The sequence below is a fragment of the Nonomuraea sp. SBT364 genome, from assembly GCF_001083785.1.
In the GTDB taxonomy this organism is placed as follows: domain Bacteria; phylum Actinomycetota; class Actinomycetes; order Streptosporangiales; family Streptosporangiaceae; genus Nonomuraea.
In genome coordinates this window covers 1-23,804 of sequence record NZ_LAVL01000131.1, presented here as the reverse complement: position 1 = coordinate 23,804, position 23,804 = coordinate 1, and the positions used below count along the sequence as shown (strand labels likewise).

18 protein-coding genes and 1 pseudogene are annotated in these 23,804 nt (G+C 72.4%); 10 read left to right on the top strand and 9 right to left on the bottom strand.

Going from position 1 to position 23,804, the window contains the following annotated elements; genetic code table 11:
- The 5 genes and pseudogenes from ADY59_RS36215 to ADY59_RS36195 form a co-directional block, all read right to left on the bottom strand.
- Positions 1-1,389, bottom strand: a pseudogene (locus ADY59_RS36215) (hypothetical protein); the annotation flags it as partial.
- Positions 1,386-2,198: a carbohydrate ABC transporter permease gene (locus ADY59_RS36210; RefSeq protein WP_049572300.1), complete on the bottom strand. Its 813-nt coding sequence runs from the start codon at positions 2,196-2,198 to the stop codon at positions 1,386-1,388. The gene ADY59_RS36210 and the pseudogene ADY59_RS36215, both read right to left, overlap by 4 nt.
- Positions 2,195-3,061 carry a carbohydrate ABC transporter permease gene (locus tag ADY59_RS36205; RefSeq protein ID WP_231619060.1) on the bottom strand — a complete coding sequence of 289 codons (867 nt, stop codon included), beginning with the start codon at positions 3,059-3,061 and terminating at the stop codon, positions 2,195-2,197. The genes ADY59_RS36210 and ADY59_RS36205 overlap by 4 nt, the downstream gene beginning before the upstream one ends.
- A 5-nt stretch (positions 3,062-3,066) precedes the next feature.
- A complete protein-coding gene (locus ADY59_RS36200) occupies positions 3,067-4,368 on the bottom strand; it encodes an extracellular solute-binding protein (RefSeq protein WP_049572294.1) in 1,302 nt (433 codons plus the stop codon).
- Position 4,369: 1 nt separating this feature from the next.
- A complete protein-coding gene (locus tag ADY59_RS36195) occupies positions 4,370-6,895 on the bottom strand; it encodes a glycoside hydrolase family 78 protein (protein WP_049572290.1) in 2,526 nt (841 codons plus the stop codon).
- Positions 6,896-7,031: 136 nt separating this feature from the next.
- Here ADY59_RS36195 and ADY59_RS36190 point away from each other — a divergent pair, with 136 nt between their 5' ends.
- From ADY59_RS36190 to ADY59_RS36150, 9 genes are all read left to right on the top strand, one after another.
- Positions 7,032-7,817, top strand: a complete 786-nt coding sequence (locus tag ADY59_RS36190) for a DeoR/GlpR family DNA-binding transcription regulator (protein WP_082310675.1) — start codon at positions 7,032-7,034, stop codon at positions 7,815-7,817.
- A 94-nt stretch (positions 7,818-7,911) separates the two neighbouring features.
- A complete protein-coding gene (locus ADY59_RS36185) occupies positions 7,912-9,480 on the top strand; it encodes an alkaline phosphatase D family protein (protein WP_049572284.1) in 1,569 nt (522 codons plus the stop codon).
- Positions 9,481-9,495: 15 nt separating this feature from the next.
- The gene (locus ADY59_RS36180) at positions 9,496-10,425 is read left to right on the top strand and encodes a discoidin domain-containing protein (RefSeq protein ID WP_049572280.1); all 930 of its coding nucleotides are present in this window, start codon (positions 9,496-9,498) and stop codon (positions 10,423-10,425) included.
- 16 nt (positions 10,426-10,441) lie between these two features.
- Complete coding sequence (locus tag ADY59_RS36175; protein ID WP_049572276.1) at positions 10,442-11,866, top strand: L-fucose/L-arabinose isomerase family protein; 1,425 nt, start codon at positions 10,442-10,444, stop codon at positions 11,864-11,866.
- A gap of 92 nt (positions 11,867-11,958) precedes the next feature.
- Positions 11,959-13,095, top strand: a complete 1,137-nt coding sequence (locus tag ADY59_RS36170) for a sensor histidine kinase (RefSeq protein ID WP_049572275.1) — start codon at positions 11,959-11,961, stop codon at positions 13,093-13,095.
- A 5-nt stretch (positions 13,096-13,100) separates the two neighbouring features.
- The gene (locus tag ADY59_RS36165) at positions 13,101-14,210 is read left to right on the top strand and encodes a hypothetical protein (protein WP_156325938.1); all 1,110 of its coding nucleotides are present in this window, start codon (positions 13,101-13,103) and stop codon (positions 14,208-14,210) included.
- Complete coding sequence (locus tag ADY59_RS36160) at positions 14,192-14,863, top strand: response regulator (protein WP_049572268.1); 672 nt, start codon at positions 14,192-14,194, stop codon at positions 14,861-14,863. The genes ADY59_RS36165 and ADY59_RS36160 overlap by 19 nt, the downstream gene beginning before the upstream one ends.
- A 217-nt stretch (positions 14,864-15,080) precedes the next feature.
- Entirely contained in the window at positions 15,081-16,916 is a 1,836-nt protein-coding gene (locus ADY59_RS36155; RefSeq protein ID WP_049572265.1) for an AfsR/SARP family transcriptional regulator, read from the top strand.
- Positions 16,917-16,992: 76 nt separating this feature from the next.
- On the top strand, positions 16,993-18,156 hold the full coding sequence (locus ADY59_RS36150; protein WP_053175488.1) for an FAD-dependent monooxygenase: 1,164 nt from the start codon (positions 16,993-16,995) through the stop codon (positions 18,154-18,156).
- Here ADY59_RS36150 and ADY59_RS36145 read toward each other — a convergent pair.
- From ADY59_RS36145 to ADY59_RS36130, 4 genes are read right to left on the bottom strand one after another with little or no spacing between them, the layout of a single operon-like run.
- The gene (locus tag ADY59_RS36145) at positions 18,099-19,529 is read right to left on the bottom strand and encodes a GH1 family beta-glucosidase (protein ID WP_082310672.1); all 1,431 of its coding nucleotides are present in this window, start codon (positions 19,527-19,529) and stop codon (positions 18,099-18,101) included. The genes ADY59_RS36150 and ADY59_RS36145 overlap by 58 nt on opposite strands.
- A gap of 20 nt (positions 19,530-19,549) precedes the next feature.
- Positions 19,550-20,395, bottom strand: coding sequence for a carbohydrate ABC transporter permease (locus ADY59_RS36140; RefSeq protein ID WP_049572257.1), 846 nt, complete (start codon positions 20,393-20,395; stop codon positions 19,550-19,552).
- Positions 20,388-21,311 (bottom strand): carbohydrate ABC transporter permease, encoded by a 924-nt coding sequence (locus ADY59_RS36135; protein ID WP_082310671.1) that lies wholly within the window; start codon positions 21,309-21,311, stop codon positions 20,388-20,390. The genes ADY59_RS36140 and ADY59_RS36135 overlap by 8 nt, the downstream gene beginning before the upstream one ends.
- Positions 21,308-22,606 (bottom strand): ABC transporter substrate-binding protein, encoded by a 1,299-nt coding sequence (locus ADY59_RS36130; RefSeq protein WP_049572306.1) that lies wholly within the window; start codon positions 22,604-22,606, stop codon positions 21,308-21,310. The genes ADY59_RS36135 and ADY59_RS36130 overlap by 4 nt, the downstream gene beginning before the upstream one ends.
- Positions 22,607-22,743: 137 nt before the next feature.
- On the opposite strand from ADY59_RS36130, the gene ADY59_RS36125 reads away from it, so the two are divergent.
- The coding region (locus ADY59_RS36125) for an ROK family transcriptional regulator (RefSeq protein WP_049572254.1) at positions 22,744-23,804 on the top strand (1,061 nt) is incomplete at its 3' end.

Here is a 23,804-nt window from a genome sequence, read left to right as displayed (position 1 = left end):
GAGTACTGGTGGGGTGGGGGGGAGGAGGAGAGGTGGAGAAGAGGGAGATGCGGAAACGGGCGGGGTGGGGGTTATGGTGGCGCGGCGGATGGAGTCGTCGTCGATCACGTCGGCGTCGAGGCGGAGCCGGTCCAGGGCGCCGGGCCTGGTGGCGAACCAGGCCATGTCGCCCACGATCTCCCGGTACACCCGCTGCGCCCGTTCGGCGTCGCCGGTGGCGGGGGTGCCGTCGGCGGGGGTGCCGGCGCGCGCAGTGGTGGCCGGCAGCAGAACGGCGACGTCGCACGCGTGGCGGCCCAGCGACAGCGCGGCGCACAGCCGGGTGACCGCGTCGGCGAAGACGCGGTGGTGCCGCCAGTACGGCTGGCGCCAGTCGGTCGACGGCGGCGCCCACTCCCACCAGCCCCGCCTGGTCGTGTAGTAGACGGCGTGCGGGTTGTAGAGGGTGGCGCCCGCCCGCAGCCAGGGCAGCAGCCAGTCGAGCGTCTCCTCCAGGGTGCCGCCCCACCCGCTGGAGTGGAACGCCTCGATCCAGGTGCGCGGCCTGCCGTACAGGTGGGCGAGCGAGGAGTGCAGCCGCGCGTCGCCGTGGTGGTCGGAGCCGGGCGCGCTGAACCAGCGGTGGGTACGGGCGTAGTCGGCGTAGAGCCGCACCCCGTCGACGGGGTGGCCGGCGCGGGCCGGATCCTGCTGGTCGCATCCGTTGAGCAGGCCGTGGCGCCGGTGCCAGTCGGCCAGCGGCCGGAAGAACGCCTCCTCGGCCAGCTCGGCCCGGGTCAGCTGGTAGGCCCGCCAGTCCGGTTCGGCGAGGGAGAACGCGTGGCCGCGCCGGGCCGCGTACTCGTCGGCGAACGTCGCCGACCAGGTGGGCAGGGTCGGCAGCTCGTCCTGGAAGGAGCCCGCGATCACCCGGCCGAACCAGTGGCCGACGCGCCGCTCGAACTCCCCGTGCACCCGGTCGAGCAGGACGGCGCAGGCCCCGGGCGACAGGTAGTCGAAGCCGCGGGTGCTGACGGACCCGTCGGCGCCCAGCCACTGACCGGCGAACTCCGGATGTTCCTGGACGAGCCGGGCCTGCAGGTCGGCGCCCGAGAAGCCGAGCTGGTCGTAGAACCACAGGTGGGCGCCCAGCTCGAAGGCGTCCGCGCAGACCCCGTCGAGCAGCTCCCACCACGCCTCCGACAGGAAGGGCGGGTCGTCGGCGTCGGAGCCGAACAGCGGCCCCGACGGCGCCAGGTTGAGGATGACGAGGTTGCGCACGCCGCCCGCGACCAGGCGTTCCATCTGCCAGCGCAGCCGGTCGCGGCGCAGCGGCTCGCCGCTCCACCACCAGATGGCCGCCGGGGAGTGGCTGGCCGGCGGCTCGCGCAGCACGTCGTGGACGTTCATCCTTTGAGCCCGCTGGAGAAGCCCTTGATGACGTATCGCTGCAGCGCCAGGAACACGCCCACGATGGGCAGCGCGCCCAGCACGAGCCCGGCGAAGACCAGGCCGTGGTCGGAGACGTACTGTCCGACGAAGGCGAAGACGCTGACCGGGACCGTCTCGAAGCCGGAGCCGCCGAGATACAGCAGCGGGGTGAAGAAGTCGTTCCAGATGAAGACCGCGTTGAGGATGAGCACCGTGCCGGTGATCGGCCGCAGCAGCGGGAAGACCACCCGGGTGAACGCCGTCAGGTGCGAGGCGCCGTCGATCTGGGCGGCGCTGGCGTAGTCGCGGGGCAGCGCCCGGATGAAGCCGGTGTAGAGGAACACGGTGAACGGCAACTGGATGCCGGTGTAGAACAGGATCATCCCGGCGTGCGTGCCGATCAGCCCGAGGCCGGTGACCAGCTCGTAGAGCGGGATCATGCCGAGCTGGAACGGCAGCACGATGCCGAGCAGGAACAGGATGTACAGCCCGTACCCGAGCCGGGTCTGCACGCGGGCCAGGAAGTAGGCGGCGAACGAGCCGAGGGCGATCAGCGCCACGAGGCTGGCCACGGTGATCACGGTGCTGTTCACCAGCGACGGGCCGAGTGCCGCGGCCGTCCAGGCCTTGCCGAAGTTGTCGAACGTGGGCGGGCTGGGCAGGGCCAGCGGCGTCTGCGAGATCTGCGCCGGGTCCTTCAGCGACAACGAGACCAGCGTGTAGACGGGGAAGAGGAACGCCACCGCCGCCGCCACCATGACGATCTCCAGCAGGAACGTCCTTCTCATGCCGTCACCTCCCGGCCGCGCAGGTAGTACACCTGGACGAGCGACACCGCGGCCACGAACAGGGCGAGCACCAGCGCGACCGCGGTGCTGTAGCCGAACTTGCCGAACACGAACGCCTGCTTGTAGAGCACCGTGGACAGCGTCTCCGTCGCGTAGCCGGGGCCGCCGTTCGTGGCGGCGAAGACCTGGTCGAACAGCTTGAGCCCGCCGATCGTGGAGAGCATCAGGTTGATCGTCACCGCGGGGGCGAGCAGCGGCCAGGTGACGTAGCGGAAGCGCTGGAAGGTGCCGGCGCCGTCGATCATCGCGGCCTCGTGCAGCTCCCTGGGCACGCCTTCCAGCCCGGCCAGGAAGATGACCATCGAGTAGCCGGCGTACTGCCACACGACCATGCCCGCGATCGACCACAGCGCGACGGACGGGTCGCCCAGCCAGTCGACCTGGAGGCCGAGCAGCCCGTTGAGCCCGGCGGACGGGTCGGGGTTGTAGACGTACTTCCACAGGAACGCCACCATCACCGGGCTGACGACGACGGGCGCGAAGAAGATCACCCGCAGCAGCGCCCGGCTCTTCAGCTTGGCGTTCACGCCCAGCGCCAGCAGCAGCCCGACGCCGTTCTGCACGAGCATGATGGCCACGGTGAGCAGCAGCGTGTTGCCGATGGAGCCGGTCGCCTGCTCGTCGCCGAGGAGCGTGGCGAAGTTGTCCAGCCCGACGAAGGACATGTCCTGGCCGATGCCGCTCCAGTCGGTGAAGGCGTAGACGACGCCGCTCGCCGCCGGGTAGAGCACCACCAGCGCGTAGACGACGAGCGCGGGAGCGGCGAACAGCCAGGGTGGTGAGGTGAGCCGGGAGCGTTTCACAGAAGTCACTTCTGGTAGGCCTCGTCCATCTTCTTCAGCGCCTCGTCGATCGTGGACTTGCCGGCCAGCAGCTCCTGGACGACGGCGAAGTGGACGGGCTGCACCTCGGCGTTGGGCCAGCGCTGGTCCATGAACGGCACCGCCCGGTCCTTGGTGAACGGCAGGAACGACTGCACGGCCGGGTCGATGGCGGAGGAGGCGTCCTGGGTGAGCGGGATCGCGGAGATCGTCTCGGCCCAGGCGTTGATGCTCTCCTGCTTGCCGAGGAAGTCGACGAACGCCTTGGCCTCGGCCGCGTTCGCGCCCTTGGCACTGGCCCCGAGCCCGACGACGACGCCGGCCGGGATCCACACGGCGTCGGCCCGGTCGGCCCCGGGGACCGGGAACATCGACAGGTCGTCGGCGGACGCGGCCGCCTTGCGGAAGTCGGGCAGCACGGCGGAGACCTGGATCGCCATGCCCGCCTTGCCGGTCGCCACCAGGGAGATCTGCTGCTCGAACGTGGTGCCGTTCGGGTTGTCGTTGAAGAAGCCGCGCTTTTGCAGCTCCAGGTACATCTCCATGGCCTCGCGCCAGCCGGACCCGGCGAAGTCCGCCTGCCCGGCGAGCTGCTTGTCGTCGAACGTCGGGTCCTTGGCGTAGACGGTCGAGGGGACGAGCGCGTAGGTGATGAGCTGGGTGACCCAGGGGGTCTGCGCGCCGAGGGCGATCGGCGCGAGGCCGGCCTTCTTCAGCTTGTCGCAGGCGGCGAGGAACTCGCTCCACGTCGTCGGCAGCGTGTCCACGCCCGCCTTCTCGAAGACCTTCTTGTTGTAGATCGCGCCGATGACCGTCGATCCGGCGGAGTGCATGTAGGTCTTGCCGTCGAGCTGGAAGGCCGGTTTGAACCCGTCCGGGATGGTCTGGGTCCACGCCTGATCGGACAGGTCGGCCAGCAGGCCGGCCTTGGCGATCTGCGACATCGACATCGCGCTGCCGTTGCCCGGGTAGACGACGTGCAGGTCGGGGGCGTTGCCCGCGCCGAGCTGGGTGCGCACGGAGGTCTGCACCTGGTCGGTGGGCGCGAAGGAGGTGGTGAGCCGCACGCCGGGCTTGACCTTCTGGTAGGCGGCCACGAGCTTGTCCATCGGGGCCTTCTGGTCGGCGACGCCGACGAACTTCAGCTCGGTGGCGGCCGGTTGGCCGCCGGTCGTGGCGGTGGTCTGCGGTTTGGTCGAGCAGGCGGTGGCGGCCGCCGCGACCGCCAGGCCGCCCATCATGCGGAAGAACTGGCCACGGCTCACGCGGGCGTTGCGCAGGTCGGTCATGTCATGACTCCTCGGTCGTGCTGAAGTGGTGGTCCCCCGAGGGCACCTGGCGGGTCTGCCCGTCGGGCAGGTGGACGGTGGCGGTGGCGCCGGGCGGAACGGTCACGTCCAGGTGGAAGCCGTCGTCGCGGCGTTCCCAGGAGACGGCGATCCGGCCGCGCGCCGATTCGTACTCGGCCCGCGCCCAGGTCAGGTCGCCGGGCAGCGGCCGGATCACCAGCTCGCGGTAGGCCACCGAGCCGGGCGCCTGGCCGATGCCGGCGACGCCGCCGTACAGCCAGGCGCCGATCGAGCCGAACGCGTAGTGGTTGAAGGAGTTCATCGACGGCGCCCCCCGGCCGTCCCACCGCTCCCAGATCGTGGTGGCGCCGTTGCGTACCTGGTAGAGCCAGGACGGCGGGGCGGTGCGGCGCAGCAGCGTGTGGGCCAGGTCGGCCCGGCCGTGCGCGGACAGGACGGGGCACAGCAGGCTCACGCCGAGGAAGCCGGTCTGCGGGCCGTGCTCCTCCACCAGCTCGGCCAGCCGCCGGGCGGCGGGGGCGATCCGGTCGCCGGGCAGCAGCCCGAAGGCCAGGGCCAGCAGGTATCCGGTCTGCGTGTCGCCCGTCAGCCGGCCCGTCGCCGATACGAACGTTTTAATGAAGGCGTCGCGAATGTCGTCAGCGAGCGCGCGCAGCCGTTCGGCGTCGCGGATCCGGCCGTGGACCAGCGCGGCCCTGGCGGTCAGGTCGGCGCTGTGGTGGAAGAAGGCGGTGGCCAGCAGCTCGCGCGGCGTCGCGGGGCCGGGCGCCAGCCAGTCGGCGTAGTGCGGCCCGGTCCGGAAGCGCCAGATCAGGTCCGGGTTGTTGCGGTGCACGAAGTCCACCCAGGCGGCCATGGAGTCCACGTCGAGGAATCCGGCGTCGCCGTAGGTCCGGTACAGGTGCCACGGGATGATCACGCCGGCGTCCGCCCAGCCCGGCGCGCCCTCCTCGGCGACGCCGCTGATGCGCGGCGCGACGTTGGGGAAGCCGCCCTCGGGCGTCTGCGCGTCGCGCACGTCGCGCAGCCACTTGGCGAAGAACGCGGCGACGTCGGCGTTGAAGCAGGCGGTGGGCAGGAACACCTGCGCGTCCGCCAGCCAGCCGAGCCGCTCGTCGCGCTGCGGGCAGTCGGTCGGGACGCTGACGAAGTTGCCCCGCTGCCCCCACTCGATGTTGCGCCGCAACTGCTCGATCTCCGGGTCGGAGCAGGTGAACGTGCCCGTCCACGGGGTGTCGCTGTGCAGCACGACGGCCTCGACGTCACCGGGCCGAGGCAGGCCGGTGATCTCGGCGTAGCGGAAGCCGTGGTAGGTGAAGGCGGGCTCGAACACGGTGGCGGGGCCCGCGCTGACGATCGTGTCGGTGGCGTCGGCGGTCCGCAGGTTCGCGGTGTCGAGGCGGCCCTGCGCGTCGAGCGTCTCGGCGTGCCTGATGGTGACGCGGGTGCCGGGCGGCAACTCGGGCAGGGCGAGGCGGACGCGGCCGGCCAGGTTCTGCCCGAAGTCGGCGACGTGGGAGTCGGGGCCGGTCCGGGTGAGCGTCACCGCCGGCAGCCGGGTGACCGCCCTGACCGGCTCGTCCGGCGACGGCACGAGCGTGCCGTGGTCGTGGCCCGTCACCAGGACCGGCCGCCAGCCGGAGTCGTCGAAGCCGGGCAGCTCCCAGCCGGGGGTGGCCGAGCGCAGGTCGTGACACTCGCCCTTGAGCAGGTCGGCGTGCCGGACATGGCCGGGCGCGGTGCGCCAGGCGGCGTCGGTGCCGACGACCCGCGTCGTGCCGTCGGCGAAGGTGAGGTGCAGCTCGGCGATCAGCTCGGGGAAGCGGCCGTAGTGGTAGCCGGGCCGGCGCGGGTCGAACCCGGCGAAGCCGCTCCACCAGCCGTCGGCGAGCGTCACGGCCAGCACGTTCTCGCCGCCGGTGAGCAGGGAGGTGACGTCGAGGGTTTGGTACTGCAGGCGGTGGCGGTAGTCGGTCCAGCCGGGGGCGAGCTGGGCGTCCCCGGCCCGCGTGCCGTTGATCGCCGCCTCGTACAGGCCCTTGGCGCTGATGTGGAGGCGGGCGGCCGTCACCGGCGCGCCGATCGTGAACGAGCGGCGGAGCTGGGGGCAGGGCAGCAGGCCGTGGTCGCGCAGCGCCCACTCGCCGTCGGTGGGCGGGTCCACGTGCTCGACCGCGTCGGGGTCGGCCGCGATCCAGGCGGCCGTCCAGCGGTCCTGGCCGGTCTCGAACCAGGAGCGGGCGGTGCTCGTGGTGCCGTCCGCGGCCCGCAGCGTGACCCGCCAGTCGTAGCGGGTGCGCGGGCGCAGCGGGGGCCCGGCGTAGCGGACGCCGATCGCGGCCGGGTCGGCCAGCTCGCCGCTGGACCACAGGCCGTCCACCTCCACCAGGCAGGCCACCGGGTCGGCGCCGGCGAGCCGCCACGACAGGCGTGGCGTGGCGCCGCTCACGCCGAGCGGGGTCGTGCGATGGTCACAGCTCAGGCCGTATGCCCGTACCGAGCCCACGCCCCACCTCCATCCCGGTCGGGTGTTAACTTCACAGCCAGCCCTGTTAAAAGTGATGGTTGGGGGGAGAGTAGGAGTCGCTCAAGCGGGGTGTCAAGAGTAGGATTCGCGACCGTCCAGGCGAGGTGGGGTTCAGGTGAATGCGCGGCAGCACTCCTCCGGCAGGTCCGCCCGATGGCGCGGCATGGCCGAGCTGATCGTGCGCCAGGGGTCGGCGTCGGTGACCGAACTGGCGGAGAGCTTCGGCGTCAGCGTCATGACCGTGCACCGCGACCTCGACGAGCTGGAGCGCCAGGGCATGGTGCGCAAGGTCCGCGGCGGCGTCACGGCCCAGGCGTCCAACGTCTGGGAGAGCAACATCGCCTACCGGCTCCAGGCGCACGCGGCCGAGAAGGACGCGATCGCGCGGGTGGTGGCCGGCCTGATCGAGCCGGGCAGCTCGGTCATGCTCGACGACTCCACCACGGCGCTGGCCGTGGCTCGGCGGCTGGTGCAGATGGCGCCGCTGACCGTGGTGACGAACTTCCTGGAGGCGATCAGGCTGCTGTCGGGCGCCCCCGACATCCGGCTCATCGCGCTCGGCGGCGAATATCACGCCACCCATGACTCCTTTCTCGGCCTCGGCTGCGTGGACGCGACACAGGCGGTCAGCACCGACGTGGTGGTGGTGTCCACCTCGGCGATCTCCGAGCAGTACGCCTTCCACCAGGAACAGGAGATCGTGCTGGTCAAGCGGGCGATGTTGCGCTCGGGAGCGCGCCGCATCCTGGCGGTCGACGGCTCCAAGCTGGCGCGGGTGGCCCTGCACCGGGTGGCCGCCCTGGACGAGTTCGACGTCGTCGTGGTCGACTCCAACGCCCCGGCCGAGATGCTGCAGCGGCTGCGCGACCATCACCGGCACGTCGAGGTGGCACAGATGTAACAACGAAGACTGTTACTTGTAACTCGTCTCTTGTTAAGAGCTGTGGCGGCTTGCTACAAAGTGAGGGCTTTCACCCCCCACGTGAGGAAGCAGCATGCACCGTCCCACGCGCCGATCATTCCTCGGTCTCGGCGGCTCCGCTCTCGCCCTCGCCTTCACCACCAACCTGGCCGACCCCTGGACCGCGCGGGCCTCCGCGGGCGGCGACCACCCCTTCACCCTCGGCGTCGCCTCCGGGGACCCGCTGCCCGACCGGGTGATCCTCTGGACCCGCCTGGCGGTCGAACCGCTGGAGCCGCTCGGCGGCATGCCGTACGCCAGAGTCGCCGTGCAGTGGGAGATCGCCGAGGACGAGGCGTTCACCCGGCGCGTCCGGCACGGCTCCACCTGGGCCACCCCCGAGTTCGGCCACAGCGTGCACGTCGACGCCAAGGGACTGCGGCCCGGCCGCGAGTACTTCTACCGCTTCCGCACCGGCGGGCATGTCAGCCCGGCCGGCCGGACCAAGACGGCGCCCGCGCCCGGCAGCAGCCCCGAGAGCCTGCGCCTGGCCTTCGCCTCCTGCGCCCTGTGGCAGGACGGCTACTACACCGCCTACCGGCACCTCGCCGAGGAGGAGCCCGACGTGGTCCTCCACCTCGGCGACTACATCTACGAGTACGGCATCGTGCCCACGGGCGGCAACCGCCGGACCCCGGTGCCCGAGCAGTTCCGCGTCCAGTGCGACACCCTCGACCGCTTCCGCGTCCAGTACGGCCTCTACAAGAGCGACCCCGACCTGCAGGCCGCGCACCAGCGAGCCCCGTGGATCGTCACCTGGGACGACCACGAGGTGCTCGACAACTGGGCGGGGCAGCACGGGCCCGGCGGCGAGGTGAGCGAGCAGGACTACCTGGTGATCCGCGCCAACGCCTTCCGCGCCTACTGGGAGAACCTGCCCATCCGGGTGCCGCCCGTCCAGGGGCCCGACGCGCGCATCCACCGCAGGTTCACCTTCGGCGACCTGGCCGAGTTCAACGTGCTCGACACCCGGCAGTACCGCGACGACCAGGTCTGCGGCGACGGCCAGCAGGTCGGCTGCGAGGAGCGCCTGACGCCCGGCAGGCAGATGCTCGGCGCCGAGCAGGAGAAGTGGCTGCTCGACGGCCTCGGCCGCTCCGGCGCCAAGTGGAACGTGCTGGCCCAGCAGATCGCCCTGATGCAGCTCGACTACGACCCCTCGCCCGCCCAGCGGCTCAGCATGGACCTGTGGGACGGTTACAAGTCCGCCAAGGACCGCCTGCTGACCGGCATGACCGAGCGCGAGGTCAGCAACCCGGTCGTGCTCACCGGCGACATCCACTACAACCTGGCGGGCGAGCTCAAGGCGAACTTCGACGACCCCGCCTCGGCCACCGTAGGCGTGGAGTTCGTCGGCACCTCGATCAGCAGCGGCGGCAACGGCAACCCCGCCACCGGCCTGCCGCCCGGCGGCAGCGACCCGGTCAACCCGCATCTGCGCTTCTCCAGCTACCAGCGCGGCTACGTCTCGTGCGAGGTCACCCGGAGCCAGTGGCGGGCCGACTTCAGGGCCGTCGCGTACGTGGACCGCCCGGGCGCGCCGGTCTCCACCAGGGCCAGCCTGGTGACGCTCGACGGTGTCCCCGGCCTGCAGGCGCTCTGACAGATGGGAACGACCATGCGAAACCTCACCGGCGCGCTCGCCGTCGTCACCGCCGCCGCGGCCCTGCTGGCCTCGCCGGGGGCGAGCGCCACGGCCCAGGACCCGGCCCCCGCGCCCGCCGAGAGCGGGCCGCCCTCGGTCCCGTCCGTCAAGGTCAGGCCCGGCACGTCCAAGGGCACCGGCGAGCTGACCCCGATCGCGGGCGCCGACCGGCTGCTCGCCCCGCTCGGCGTCGACGCCGCCTGCCCCGCCAAGATCGACATCGGCATGCGCAGCGACGCGCGGAAGCCCGCGTACGCCGACCTGTTCGTGGAGATCGGCGAGCCGCTGACGGCCTCCCGCTCGATGCTGTCGAGCTACCTGCCGCCCGGCCACGAACTCGCCGCGAAACTGCTGGTAGCCGTCCCTCCCGGCACCCCCGAGGGCGAGTACGGCCTGCGGCTGCGGGCCGGCCGGAAGACGCTGGCCGTACCCGTCGAGGTCGTCACCCCGGACCGGCTCCCCAACGGGGGCAACCTCGCCCTGCGCCGGCCCGTGACCGCCTCCTCCCAGCACACCAACGCCAACTACCCGCCCTGCAGCGTCGCCGACGGCGACGTCAGCTCCAACGGCTGGGCCGGCGGCAACGGCTGGAACGACGCCACGAGCCGCCGATGGCCCGACACCGTCGACGTCGCGCTCGGCGGTGTCAAGCAGGTCTCGCGGGTGGACCTGTACACGCTGGACACCGAGCGCTACCCGGCCTCCTCGGTCGGGCTGCGCGACTGGGACGTCCAGACCGGGCTGGACGGCCAGTGGCAGACGGTCGCGCAGGTGCGCGGCAACGTCGCGGGCAGCGTGCGCTCCGACTTCGCGCCCGTGCGGGCCGACGCCGTCCGGATCGTGGCCCTGGCGTCGAACGGCGCCAACGACTACACGCGCATCATCGAGGTCGAAGTCCGTTGACCGAAGGGAGAGCCTCATGAGCACGTTCACCCGTGTCACCCCGCCCCGCACCAAGGTGGGGCTGGTGGCCGGCGGGCTCGGAGCGTACTGGCCGCAGTTCCCCGACCTGCTGCCCCAGCTGGAGCGCTCGTCCGCGCGGGTCGCCGAACGGATGAAGGCGCTGGACTGCGAGGTGGTCGACGTCGGCTTCATCTCCGACGCGCAGGAGGGCGCCGCCGCCGCCGAACGGCTGCGCGAGGCCGGCTGCGATCTCATCGTCGGCTTCCTCACCACGTACATGACGGCCACCATGCTCGTGCCGATCGCGCAGCGCAGCGGCGCGCCCGTGTTGCTGATCAACCTGCAGCCGACGGAGTCCATGGACCACGCCACCTTCGACACCGGCCAGTGGCTGGCCTACTGCGGCGCCTGCCCGCTGCCGGAGATGGCCAACGCGTTCCTGCGCTGCGACATCCCCTTCCGCTCGGTCTCCGGCTACCTGGAGGACGAGCGGGCGTGGGACAAGATCGGCCGCTGGGTGCGCGCGGCCGGGGTCAGGGCGGCGCTGCGCCGGGGCCGGCACGGCCTGATGGGCCACCTGTACCCGGGCATGCTCGACGTGGCGAGCGACCTCACGCTGGTGAGCGCCAACTTCGGCGGGCACGTCGAGGTGCTGGAGTTCGACGACCTGCGGGTCCGCGTCGAGAAGGTGACGGACGCCGAGGCGCGGGAGCGCACGGAGCTGGCCCGCGAGGTGTTCGACCTGGCCGACACCGTCAACGAGGACGACCTGTCGTGGGCGGCCCGCGTCTCGGTGGGCCTCGACCGGCTGGTGTCCGACTTCGAGCTGGACAGCCTGGCCTACTACCACCGCGGGCTCGACGGGGAGATCCACGAGCGGCTGGGCGCGGGCATGATCCTCGGCGCGTCCCTGCTCACCGCCCGCGGCATCCCGGCGGCCGGCGAGTACGAGCTGCGCACCTCGCTGGCCATGCTCGTCATGGACCGGCTGGGCGGCGGCGGCTCCTTCACCGAATTGCAGGCGCTCGACTTCGCCCGTGGCCACGTGGAGATGGGCCACGACGGACCGGCGCATCTGGCGATCAGCTCACACCGGCCGCTGCTGCGCGGTCTCGGCGTCTACCACGGCAAACGCGGCTGGGGCGTCTCGGTCGAGTTCGACGTGACGCGGGGGCCGGTGACCGCGTTCGGCCTGCGGCAGCGGCGCGACGGCGCGTTCGGCTTCGTCGTCTCGCAGGGCGAGGTGGTGCCCGGCCCGCTGCTGCGGATCGGCAACACCACCTCCCGGGTGGACTTCGGCTGCGACCCGGGCGAATGGACCGACGCCTGGAGCGCCACCGGCATCTCCCACCACTGGGCGCTCGGCACCGGCCATCGGGCCGCCGACCTGCGCGCGGTGGCCGACCTGCTCGGCGCCGAGTTCGTGCACGTCCAGCCCTGAACCGGGAGGAGCTTGCCCATAGCGCGAACATGAACGCCAGTACTCGTTAGGCTGCGTGACGGAGATCGTGGGCGACGGCTGAGGGGTGACCGGTGGCTGGGGAGGCGGCACTGCTGCTGGTGCGCTTCGGCCGCCGTTACGCGGCCGCGGTGCGCCTGGCGACGCTGGTGCCGATCTGCGGCATCGCCCTGTTCCGCGCCTCCGCCGGGAACCTCCCGGCGACCGCCGCCGTGGTCGCCGTCGCGGCGGCCTGGACGTGCGGCTACGCCTGGTGGATGCGCGCCGGCCGGGGGAACGCGCCGATCGCCCTCGACGTGCTCGTCCTGCTGGGCCTGTGCGCGAGCGTCTTCCTCACCGACGCCGTCGGGGACCGCAACACCGGATGGCTGCGGCTCCTGATCACCTTCGCCTGCGTGACCTTCCAGTGGCACACCCCGCCGTTCGTGGGCGGCATCGCGGCCGTGGCGGCCGGGGGCGGGGCGGCGGCCCTCTTCATCGCGGCGGGGGCCGAGCGGGCCGACAGCAGCCTGGTCTCGGGGGTGCTGTGGGCGATACCGGCCGCCGCGCTGTCCAGGGTGGCCTGGGTGCTCGTCCACCACGCCGCCGAACGGGCCGACCGGATGGCGGCCGAGGCCGTCCGGGCGCGCGGCGAGTCGCTGGTCGCCGAGGCGGTCCGGGCCGAGGAGCGCGAGCTGGCCAACTCCCTGCACGACACGGCCGCGACGACCCTGCTCATGGTCGGCACCGGTCAGGTGCGCTCGGACGCCGGCTGGCTGGCCCCGCAGGCGCGCCGCGACCTGGACCGGCTGCGCTCCGACGGCGGGCGGGCGGGCGGCGAGGCCGACCTGGTCGACCGGCTGCGCGCCGACCTCGGCACCACGCAACTGGCCGTGGAGTTCGACGCTCCCCCACGGCTGCCGCTGCCGTACGACGTCGCCACGGCGCTCGCCGACGCGGCCGGGGAGGCTCTCACCAACGTGCGCCGCCACGCGGGCACCACGCGGGCGACCGTGCGGCTGCGCGGGGACGCGCGGGCGCTGCGGCTCGACATCGCCGACCGGGGCAAGGGGTTCTCGCCCTCGGACGTGCCGTTCACCAGGCGCGGCATCCGCGAGTCGCTGCGCGGCCGGATGGACCGCATCGGCGGCACGGCCACGATCACCACCGCCGAGGGCGAGGGCACCCTGGTCAGGCTGGAATGGCGCGCCGACGGTGCGGCCGATGGGTGACGCCGATGGGTGACGCCGTCGAGGAGGCGACGCGGGCGCGGTTACGGCGCGGCCTGCGCGTCGCGACGCTGCTCATCGCCCTGGTGATCGTGGGCGGGCTCGGGCTGACCAACCTGCTGCACCACCTGGACCGCTACGAGTGGCCGCTCACGCAGTTCGCCGCCCTGGGGCTCCTGGCCGTGGTGCTGACCGGGGAGGCCGTGCTGCTCGTCCGGCGGCGTTCGTGGGACCGGCTGCGCCTGCCCGCCATCGCCGTCGTCCTCGCCGCGTCCATGCTGTCGTACGCGACCCTGCCCGACGGGCGGACCTCGACCACCGTGGACTGGATCTTCGGCGCGGCCAACTGGGTGGGCGTCGTCGTGCTGCTCGACCGCCCGTTGCGGGTCATCGTGTCGTTCCTGATCGCCCACGAGCTCACCGCGCTGCTGAACCTGCTCGTGCTGGAGGGGTCCAGCCGGCAGGCGCTGGCCCGGTTCGCCACCGGCTCGGTGACGGTGATCGGCTTCCCGCTGTGCGTGGCCGTGGTGGCGGGCATCCTGCACGGGCTCAGCGCCGCGGCGGCGGCCTCGCGTGAGGAGATCGAGCGGGTACGCGTCGCCGAGGCGGTCGCCGCCGAGTTCCACCGGCGCAGGCAGCAGCGGTTCGCCGAGCTGTCGGCGACGACGGTCCCGCTGCTGGAGGGGCTAGCGGACGGCTCGCTGCGCCCTGAGGACCCGGCGGTGCAGCGCCGCAGCGCGATCGAGGCCGCCCGGATGCGCCGGCTGTTCGCCGAGACCGACTCCGTCGCCGACCCCCTGCTGCACGAGCTGCGCCACTGCGTCGACGTGGCGGACCGCAGGGGCGTGGTGGTGGAGCTGGACGCGCGCGGCCAGTGGCCCGCGCCGCCCGTGGCCGTCCGGCGCGATCTCACCGAGGCGGTCGTCATCATGCTCGCCACTGCCGCCTCCCGGGCGCGCGTCACCGTCACCGGCGGCGCCGGCCTGGTGTCCGTCAGCGTGGTCGCGGACTGCGGCGAGGTGAGCGTGCCGAGCCCGGCGACGCCCGGCGTGCGGGTGGAGGCGTTGCAGAACGACGAGACGGTGTGGATGGAGGCCCAATGGCAACCGACGAACTGATCACCGCGGTGATCGTGGACGACCACACGGCCATCGCCGCCGGCGTCCGCTTCTGGTGCTCCCAGGCCGTGCCGCCGATCGAGCTCATCGACGCCGGTGACCGGCTCGCCGACGTCTGGACCGGTCCCGGGGGCGAGGCCGACGTGGTGATCTTCGACCTGGAGCTGGTGCCGCGCAGGCCCGACTTCGGCGAGCTGCGCCGGCTGGTCGACAACGGCAGGCGCGTGATCGTCTACTCCCAGCACACCGATGACGCGACCGCGATCAAATGCGTGGACCTGGGCGCGCTCGCCTACCTGACCAAGCGCGAGGGTCCCGAGCACCTGGTGCCCGCCATCCGCGCCGCCGCGCGCGGCGAGCCCTACACGGGCCCGTCGCTGTCCGGGGCGATCATCGCCGACGACTCCCCCGACCGGCCGCGCCTGTCCCAGCGTGAGACCGAGGTGCTGCGGGCCTGGTTCGTGTCCTCGTCCAAGGATCTCGTCGCGGCGAAGCTCAACATCACCGTCAAGACCGTCGACACCTACATCACGCGGGTGCGGATCAAGTACGCCAACGCCGGGCGCGCGGCCCGTACCAAGAGCGAGCTCGTCGGCCGCGCGCTCGACGACGGCGTCATCACGCTCGCCGAGCTCAACGAGCCCATCCTGTAGCGAGCCCGTCCTGTAACGGGCCCGCGGGTCGCGGGCCCGTGGGGTGGCGAGCCGGTTTGTAGCCGGACCGTTTTGTAGGGCATTCACCGGACACTGCCGCATATCGCCCGTCCGTAAAGTTGCGTCCGGCCGCGCGGATACCCACTGCGACGGGGGCGAGGGGGTATCCCTCCATTCTCCATTTCCCCGCCCCCGGCAAGTGACAGGGAGAGCCCTGATGGGGCTGGAGATCAAGATCCTGGGGCCTTGGGAGATCACGGCGCACGGCGAACCGGCCGCGCTGGCGGGCGAGCGGCGGGTGGGCGTCCTGGCCAGGCTGGCTCTGAGCGCCGGCCAGCCGGTCGCCGCCAAGCAGCTCCTGACACAGGTGTGGGGCGAGAGCTCGGCGACGACGGCCGACAAGCAGTTGCACATCGTGGTGTCGAAGCTGCGCGGCCTGCTCGCGCCGTATCAGGACGACGAGGTCATCGCGACGGTCGCGGGCGGCTACCAGCTGAACCTCGCCCGCGAGCACATCGACGCGCACCTGTTCTCGGCCCTGGCGGGCCAGGCCAGGGCCGCTCGGGCGCGGGGCGAGGTCGCGACGGCGGACGGCCTGTTCCGGCGGGCCCTGGCGCTGTGGCGCGGGGAGGCGCTGGCCGGCATGACCGCCCCGTGGGCCCAGGCCGAGTCGGCCCGCCTGCAGGAGGAGCGCCTGTCCGCGCTGGAGGACCACGTCGATCTCCGGCTGGGGGCGGGCGACCACCACGACGTGGTGCCGGTGCTGACCGCGCACGTCCAGGCCCACCCGCTGCGGGAACGGTCGCGTGCGCAGCTGATGCTGGCGCTGTACCGGGCCTCGCGCTCGCCGGAGGCGCTCGACGTCTACCAGGACACCCGCCGCATCATGATCGACGAGCTGGGCATCGAGCCCGGCCCCGCGCTGCGCCGGCTGCAGCAGGCGGTCCTGCGGCGGGACCCGGCGCTGGACCGGCGCAGCCCGGCGCAGCGGGCCGCGCTCGCCGCGCCCGTCATCCCGATCGAGCTGCCCGCCGGCACCCGGGCGTTCACCGGGCGGGGCGTGGAGCTCGCCGCGCTGCGCGAGACGCTCACCGCCCCGCCGTCGGGAACGCCGGCCGTCGCCACGATCGACGGCGCCGGCGGGGTCGGCAAGTCCGCGCTGGCGGTCCACGCCGCGCACGGTGTCGCCGGCCGCTTCGCCGACGGCGTCCTCTACGTCGACCTGCGCGCGGCCACCCCGGGGCGGCGGCCGCTGTCGCCGCTGGGGGCGCTGAGCCGGCTGCTGCGCTCGCTCGGGCTCGACGCCGTGCCGTCCACGCTGGACGAGGCCGTCGCCCGGTACCGCTCGCTCACCTCGGCGCGGAACCTGCTGGTCATCCTGGACGACGCGCTGGACGCCGCCCAGGTGGGGCCGCTCATCCCCGCCGGGCCGGCCTGCGCGGTCGTCGTCACCAGCCGCCAGACCATGACCTCGCTGGAGCTGGCGAGCCACACCCGGCTGACCACGCTGGGCCACGCCGACGCCACGGCGCTGTTCGACCGCCTCGGGGATCCGGCCAGGATCCGCCGGGAGCCGGAGGCGGCGCAGCGGATCGTCCGGTACTGCGGGGGTCTTCCGCTCGCGCTCCGCATCGCGGCGGCACGCCTGGCCGCCCGGCCGGACCGTACGCTGGCGTGGCTGGCCGGCCAGCTCGCCGACCCCGGCCGCCGCCTCGACGCGCTCCAGCACGCCGACCTGTCGATCCGCGACAGCATCGCGGTCAGCCTGGAGCACCTGCCCGAGGAGCCCGCCGGCTACGATGCCGCGCACGCGTTCCTCATGCTCGCGCTCCCGGACACGGCCACGTGCACGGCGGCCGCCGCGTCGGCGCTCACCGGCTGGCCCGAACGGCGCGCCGAGGCCGCGCTCACCGTTCTCCTCGACGTCCGCCTGCTCGAACCCGCCGGGCCCGGCCGCTACCGGGTGCCCGACCTGATCCGCCTGCACGCCCGCGAGCAGGCGGCCCGCATGTACGGCCTGCGGCACCCGGACGATCGGCTCGCCACTGCTTGACACTGCGGCCGGGCTCGCCACACCCGCCTGTTACTGTAAGTAATGAATGGTGACGAACAGTGACTTAGGGGTTCTCGTGGATATCGCCTGCGTCGGCGGCGGGCCGGCCAACCTGTACTTCTCGATCCTGATGAAGCTGGCGGACCCGGCCCGGGAGATCACCGTCTACGAGCGGAACCCGGCGGGCTCGACGTACGGCTGGGGCGTGACCTTCTGGGAGGACATGCTGCTCGCTCTCCACGGGTCCGATCCCGAGTCGGCGCGGGCCATCGTGGCCGGCTCGGTCAGCTGGGACAGCTGGGCCGCGCACATCCACGACCGCTCGACGGTGATCCTGGAGCACGCGGAGGAGGGGCTGGGCATCGGCCGCCGCGAGCTGCTCGCCATCCTGGCCGAGCGGGCCCGCTCGCTCGGTGTCCGGGTCGAGTACGAGCGGGAGATCACCGGCCAGGACGAGCTGGCCGGCGCCGACCTGATCGTCGCGGGCGACGGCGCGGGCAGCGTGCTGCGCGAGCGGCACGCCGCCCATTTCGGCACCGAGGTGACGACCGGCCGCAACCCGTACGTCTGGCTGGGCACCACCAAGGTCTTCGACGCCTTCACCTTCGCCTTCACCGAGACCGAGCACGGCTGGATCTGGTGCTACGGCTACGCGTACGGCGCCGACCGCAGCACGTGCGTCATCGAGTGCTTCCCGGAGACCTGGCGGGGCCTCGGGCTGCACGAGGCGAACGAGGCCGACACGCTGGCGCTGCTGGAGAAGCTCTTCGCCGACATCCTGGACGGCCACCCGCTGATCGGCCGGGGCCAGGCCGAGGGCGGCGCCCGCTGGCTGAACTTCCGCACGCTGACGAACCGGACGTGGCACCGCGGCAACCTGGTCCTGCTCGGCGACGCCGCGCACACCACGCACTACTCCATCGGCGCCGGCACCGCGCTCGCGCTGGGGGACGCCGCGTATCTGGCGAACGCGCTGCACAACGCCCCGGGGCTGCCGGACGCGCTGAAGCGCTACGAGCGGGAGCGCATGGCCGCGATCCGGTCCACGCAGCGCGCGGCCCGCTACAGCGCCCGGTGGTACGAGAACCTGCCGCGCTACATCGGCCTGCCGCCGCTGCAGATGCTCACGCTGCTCGGCCGGCGGCACTCGCCGCTGCTGTCGCGCATCCCGCCCCGGCTGTACTACGGGGCCGGATGGCTGGGCTCGCAGGTCGCCCGGGTCGTCGTCCCCGGCAGGTGAGGCCGGCGCGGCACGGCGCCCCCGGTCAGCAGGCCGTGGTCGCGGATGAGGTCGGCGTACCGGCGGCCGCTGCTCTTGACGGTGCGGCGCTGGGTCGCGTAGTCGACGTGGACCAGGCCGAAGCGCTTGTCGTAGCCGTAGGCCCATTCGAAGTTGTCCAGCAGCGACCAGGCGTAGTAGCCGGCCAGCGGGGCGCCCCGGCGGACGGCGCGGGCGCACGCGGCCAGGTGCTCCTCCAGGTAGCGGACGCGTTCGGCGTCGTCGACGGCGCCGCCGGGGCCGACGGTGTCGGGGTAGGCGGAGCCGTTCTCGGTGACGTGGATCGTGCGCGCGCCGTACTCGCGGGTCAGCCGCATCAGCAGCTCCTCCAGCCCGCCGGCGTCGACCTCCCAGTCCATGCCGGTGCGCGGCACGTCCGGCCTGCGGATCTGGCGGGCGTGGGGCGGCGGCCCGGCGGGATCGTCGGCCACCACGGCCGGGAAGTAGTAGTTGAGCCCGAGCCAGTCCAGGGGCTGGGCGATCGTGGCGAGGTCGCCCGGCCGCTCGGGGAGGTCCACGCCGTACGTCTCCAGCATGTCGGCGGGGAAGCCCCGGCCGTGGACGGGGTCGAGCCACCAGCGGTTGGTGTGGCCGTCCATGCGCCGGGCGGCGGCCAGGTCGGCGTCGGACGCGGTGGCGGGCTCGACGGTGGACAGGTTGTTGACGATGCCGACCCGCGCGCCGGGCGCGGCGGCGCGCACCGCCTGGGCGGCCAGGCCGTGGCCGAGCAGCAGGTGGTAGGAGGCGCGGACGGCGGCGGCGAGGTCGGTGATCCCGGGCGCCATCCTGCCTTCGAGGTGGCCGATCCAGGCCGAGCAGAGCGGCTCGTTGAGTGTGGCCCACTGGCCCACCCGGTCGCCGAGCGCGCCCGCGACGACGGAGGCGTAGGCGGCGAAGTGCGCGGCGGTGTCGCGCGCGGGCCAGCCGCCGCGGTCCTGGAGCGTCTGCGGCAGGTCCCAGTGGTAGAGGGTGACGTTCGGCGCGATGCCGGCGTCCAGCAGGGCGTCGACGAGCCGGGAGTAGAAGTCGAGTCCCCGCCGGTTCACCGCGCCGTCGCCGCCGGGGACGATGCGGGGCCAGGCGACGGAGAACCGGTAGGAGGTGACGCCGAGCTCCTTCATCAGCGCGACGTCCCCGGGCCAGCGGTGGTAGTGGTCGCAGGCGACGTCGCCGGTGTCGCCGTGGTCGATCGCGCCGGGGGTGCGGGAGAAGGTGTCCCAGATCGACGGGGATCGGCCGTCCTCCGCCACGGCTCCCTCGATCTGGTAGGCCGAGGTGGCCACGCCCCAGGTGAAGTCACCGGGCAGGGCGGCGAGGTCGATGGGCTGGGTCACGGCGGTCCTTTCGGCAGGGGTCACTTGACGGCCCCGGCGGTGAGCCCGGCGACCAGGTAGCGCTGCAGCAGCAGGAACCCGGCGACGATCGGCACGCTGACGACCAGCGAGGCGGCCATGACCTGGTTCCAGTAGACGTTGTTCTGGGTGGCGTAGCCCTGCAGGCCGACCGAGAGCGTGCGGGTGGCGTCGCTGGTCATGACGGAGGCGAACAGCACCTCGCCCCACGCGGTCATGAACGCGTAGACGGCGACGGCGACGATCCCGGGGATGGCGGCCGGGATGACGATCCGGAACAGCGTGGCCACCGGCCCGCAGCCGTCGACCGCCGCGGCCTCGTCCAGGGCGCGCGGGATGGAGGCGAAGTACCCGATCAGCATCCAGATGGAGAACGGCAGCGAGAAGGTGAGATAGGTCAGGATCAGCCCGGTACGCGACCCGTACAGGGCGATGCCTGTCGCGTTGCCGATGTTGACGTAGATCAGGAACAGCGGCAGCAGGAACAGGATGCCCGGGAACATCTGCGTCGACAGCACGGTGACGGTGAAGACCCGCTTGCCGGGGAAGTCGTAGCGGCTGACCGCGTAGGCGGCGAAGATCGCGATGGCCACGGAGAAGACGGTGGCCACGCCCGCCACGACGAGGGAGTTCACGAAGTAGCGGGCGAGCGGAACGGTGTCCCAGATGTCGATGTACGGGCTGATCGTCACGCTGCTCGGCAGCCAGCGGAACTTGCCCGACACGTCCTGCAGGGGCTTGAGCGAGCTGCTGACCATGACGTACACCGGCAGCAGCACGAAGCCGGTCAGCAGGGTCAGGAACACGCGCCGGGCCCACACGTAGGACCGGGGCGGGGCGCTAGGCACGGGACTTCCTTCCCCTGGAGGTGGCCAGCAGGTAGACGGCCGTCACGACGAGCAGGAAGAGCAGCAGCAGGACCGACATGGCCGAGCCCGCGCCGAAGTTCCAGGTGACGAACGAGGACTGGTAGATGTGCACGGAGATGAGGTTCGCCCGCTCCGGCGCCGCCTCGCCGAACAGCAGGTACGGGGTGTTGAAGTCGTTGAACGTCCACAGGAACAGCACCAGGACGAGCACCTGGTTGATCGGCCGCAGCGACGGCATGGTGATCTTGCGGATGCGCTGCCAGACGCCGGCTCCGTCGATCGAGGCGGCCTCGTACAGCTCCCCGGGGATGTTCTGCAGGGCTGCCATGATCATCAGGAACGCGAACGGCCAGGTCTTCCAGACGGCCACGACGACGAGCGCGGGGAAGCTGTTGCCGCCCAGCAGCCAGAAGGGCGGCTCGTCGACCAGGCCGAGCTGGTCATGCAGGACGTGGTTGACCATGCCGTTGTCGCGCTGGAACATGAACGCCCAGGTGATGACCGCGGCGTAGACGGGCAGCGCGTACGGGGTGAGGAAGACCGCCCGCAGCAGGCCGCGGCCACGGAAGGCGTCCTGCATGAAGATCGCGGCCGTGGTCCCGATGAGCCAGCACAGGGCGACCGCCAGGACGCTGAAGGCGCAGGTGACGAAGAAGGAGTTGAGCAGGTCGCGGCCGACCGGCGCGTCGAGGTCGACCGAGACGCGGTAGTTCTCCAGCCCGCGCCATGGGGCGGCGCCCCAGTCCCGGATGTAGAACTGGGTCAGCTCCTTGAAGCTCATCACGATGCCGATGAGCATCGGCACCAGGTGCACGAGGAGTTCCAGCAGCACGGCGGGGAGCAGCAGCAGGTACGGCAGGCTCGCCCGGCGCCGGGTGACGGCTGCCCGGCTCACGGCATCTGCTGCTGGGCTTTCGTCAGGCGCTCCCTGACGAGCTCAGTGGTGATCGCCCGGCCGGACGCCGCGTCGGCGAAGAGCTCCTTGACCGCGGTGCCGACCGCGGTCTCGAACTGCGACTCGGCCGGCACCTGCGGGAGCGCGGCGGCGCTGGTGGCGAGGGTCTCGCGCAGCACGGACAGGGCCGGGGTGCCGAACGCCTCGTCCTGCTGGGCGGCCTTGACCGGCGGGATGGAGCCGTAGGTCTTGTTGAGGATCTTCTGTTCCTCGTCGCCGGTCATGAAGTTCACGAACTTCAGCGCGCCGTCGAGGTTGTCGGTGTTCTTGAAGACGGCCAGGTTGATGCCCGCGACCATGGAGTTGACGTTGCGGCCGGTGCCCGGGGTGCCGGAGGCGACGGGGACCGGCGCGACGCCGAAGTTGTCCGGGCTCATGCCGTGGGATTCGAGCGTGGCGGCGGCGGTCTGCCACAGGATCATGGCGGTGTCGCCCTTGGCGAAGTCCTGCAGGGACTGGTTCTTGTCGTACTCGGCGTTGCCCGGGGCGATGATCTTGTCGGTGGCCATGAGGTCGACGTACTGCTTCACGGCCGCGACCGCGCCGTCGGAGGTGAAGTCGGCCTTGCCGGTGGCGTCGAAGAAGTCGGCGCCGTGCTGCTTGGCGAGCACGAAGACCTGGTGGATGTTGTTGGACAGGTTCGAGCCCTCCGCGCCGAGGCCCCACTTGCCGCCCGTGGAGAGCTTCTTGCCCGCGGCGACCAGCTCGTCCCAGGTCGCGGGCGGCCGCTCGATGCCCGCGTCGGCGAACGCCTTCTTGTGGTAGTAGAGCGCGTACGCCATGGAGTAGAGCGGCACCGCGGCCGGGTCGCTGCCCGCCGCGCCGGTGGAGCCGAGCGCCGACTCCACGAACCGGTCCCGGCCGCCGATCTTGCCGAAGGCGGCGGCGTCCCAGGGCATCAGCGCGCCGGTCGCCTGCAGCGAGGCCGACCAGGTGTTGCCGATGTTGAGCACGTCCGGCCCCTGGCCCGAGGTGGTGGCGGCGAGGATGCGGTTGAGCAGGTCGGACCAGGGCACGACCTCCAGCTCGACCTTGATCCCGGTCTGCTGCTCGAACTTCTTCAGCTCCGGCGCGAGGATCTCCTTGTCGGCCTCGATGCTGGGGCCCTGGTTGGACGCCCAGTAGGTCAGCGTCTTCGGCGCCTCGGCGCCACCCGCCTGCCCGCCGCCGCCGCAGCCGGTCGCGGTGAGTGCGGTGAGAAGCGTGATGGCCGTCGCGGCTCGTAATCCGTTCATCGAGGTCGTCCCTTTCAGGAGCACCAGGGGGGTGGATGAGCAGTTCAAGGCTTAATTCAAGGCTTGAGTTAATACCTGAGGGAACTGTCGCGTCAAGGGCCCGGCAGCGATAGGTTGCCTTCGGGGAAGGGAGCTCCATGGCGAGTCCGAACAGGCAGACCGTCCGTGATCTGCGACGCAACAGCCGCGGCGCCGTTCTGCGGCAGTTGTATTTCCACGGGCCGATGAGCCGGCAGGCCCTCGGCCCGGCGACCGGCCTCAGCTCGGGCTCGATCAGCACCATCACCGCGGAGATGGTCGGCGAGGGGCTGGTGGCCGACGCCGGCACCGTCGACTCCGACGGCGGCCGCCCGCGCAATCTGCTGCGCGTCGTCCCGGACCACGCCTTCCTCATCGGCGTCGACGTGGGCGAGACCCGGGTCAGGGTCGAGCTGTTCGACCTCGCGCTGACCGAGCTCTCGCGCTCCGAGCACGGACTCGATCATGGCGACTACGACGTCGAGGCGATCGTCCGGCACGTCAGCGACGGGGTGGCCGAGGTCATCGGGCGCGCGGGGGTGCCCGCCGAGCGGCTGCTCGGCGTCGGCGTCGGCGTCCCGGGCATCGTGGACCGCACCTCGCCCGACGGCGCCGTGGTGCACGGGCAGACCATCGGCTGGGACGCGGTCCCGCTGGAGGCGATGCTGCGCGCCTCGGCCGTCCACCCGGCCGGCGGCCGGTTCTTCGTCGAGAACGGCGCCCAGACGCTCGGGCGGGCCGAGATGTGGTTCGGCGGCGGGCGCGGGGCCGGCGACACGGTGATCGTCCTGTGCGGGTCCGGGGTGGGCGCGTGCGTGGTCGCCGGCGGGCAGATCGTGGAGGGCAGCGCCGGGGAGTGGGGGCACACCACCGTCCACGTCGGCGGCCGACGCTGCCGATGCGGCTCGGCGGGCTGCCTGGAGGCGTACGCGGGGGCCGAGGCGCTGATCGAGCGCTGGCGCGAGGCGGGGGCGGCGATCCCCGCCGGTCTCGACGAGGAGGCCGCGGTCGCCGCCATGCTCGCCGCGGCCGGGGCTCCGGAGCCCGACCCCGTGGCGGTGGCGGTCCTGGAGGAGACGGCCGAATACCTGGGCGCCGGACTGTCCAACCTGATCAATCTCCACCAGCCGGAGCGCATCCTGCTCGGCGGCTGGGCCGGCCTGCAACCGCGCCCGACCCG

Bases quoted from the DNA above. Each gene is read 5' to 3' on its own strand.
- ADY59_RS36210 (WP_049572300.1), bottom strand. From the start codon at position 2,198: ATGAGAAGGACGTTCCTGCTGGAGATCGTCATGGTGGCGGCGGCGGTG.
- ADY59_RS36200 (WP_049572294.1), bottom strand. From the start codon at position 4,368: ATGACCGACCTGCGCAACGCCCGCGTGAGCCGTGGCCAGTTCTTCCGC.
- ADY59_RS36185 (WP_049572284.1), top strand. From the start codon at position 7,912: ATGCACCGTCCCACGCGCCGATCATTCCTCGGTCTCGGCGGCTCCGCT.
- ADY59_RS36180 (WP_049572280.1), top strand. From the start codon at position 9,496: ATGCGAAACCTCACCGGCGCGCTCGCCGTCGTCACCGCCGCCGCGGCC.
- ADY59_RS36175 (WP_049572276.1), top strand. From the start codon at position 10,442: ATGAGCACGTTCACCCGTGTCACCCCGCCCCGCACCAAGGTGGGGCTG.
- ADY59_RS36165 (WP_156325938.1), top strand. From the start codon at position 13,101: ATGGGTGACGCCGTCGAGGAGGCGACGCGGGCGCGGTTACGGCGCGGC.
- ADY59_RS36160 (WP_049572268.1), top strand. From the start codon at position 14,192: ATGGCAACCGACGAACTGATCACCGCGGTGATCGTGGACGACCACACG.
- ADY59_RS36155 (WP_049572265.1), top strand. From the start codon at position 15,081: ATGGGGCTGGAGATCAAGATCCTGGGGCCTTGGGAGATCACGGCGCAC.
- ADY59_RS36130 (WP_049572306.1), bottom strand. From the start codon at position 22,606: ATGAACGGATTACGAGCCGCGACGGCCATCACGCTTCTCACCGCACTC.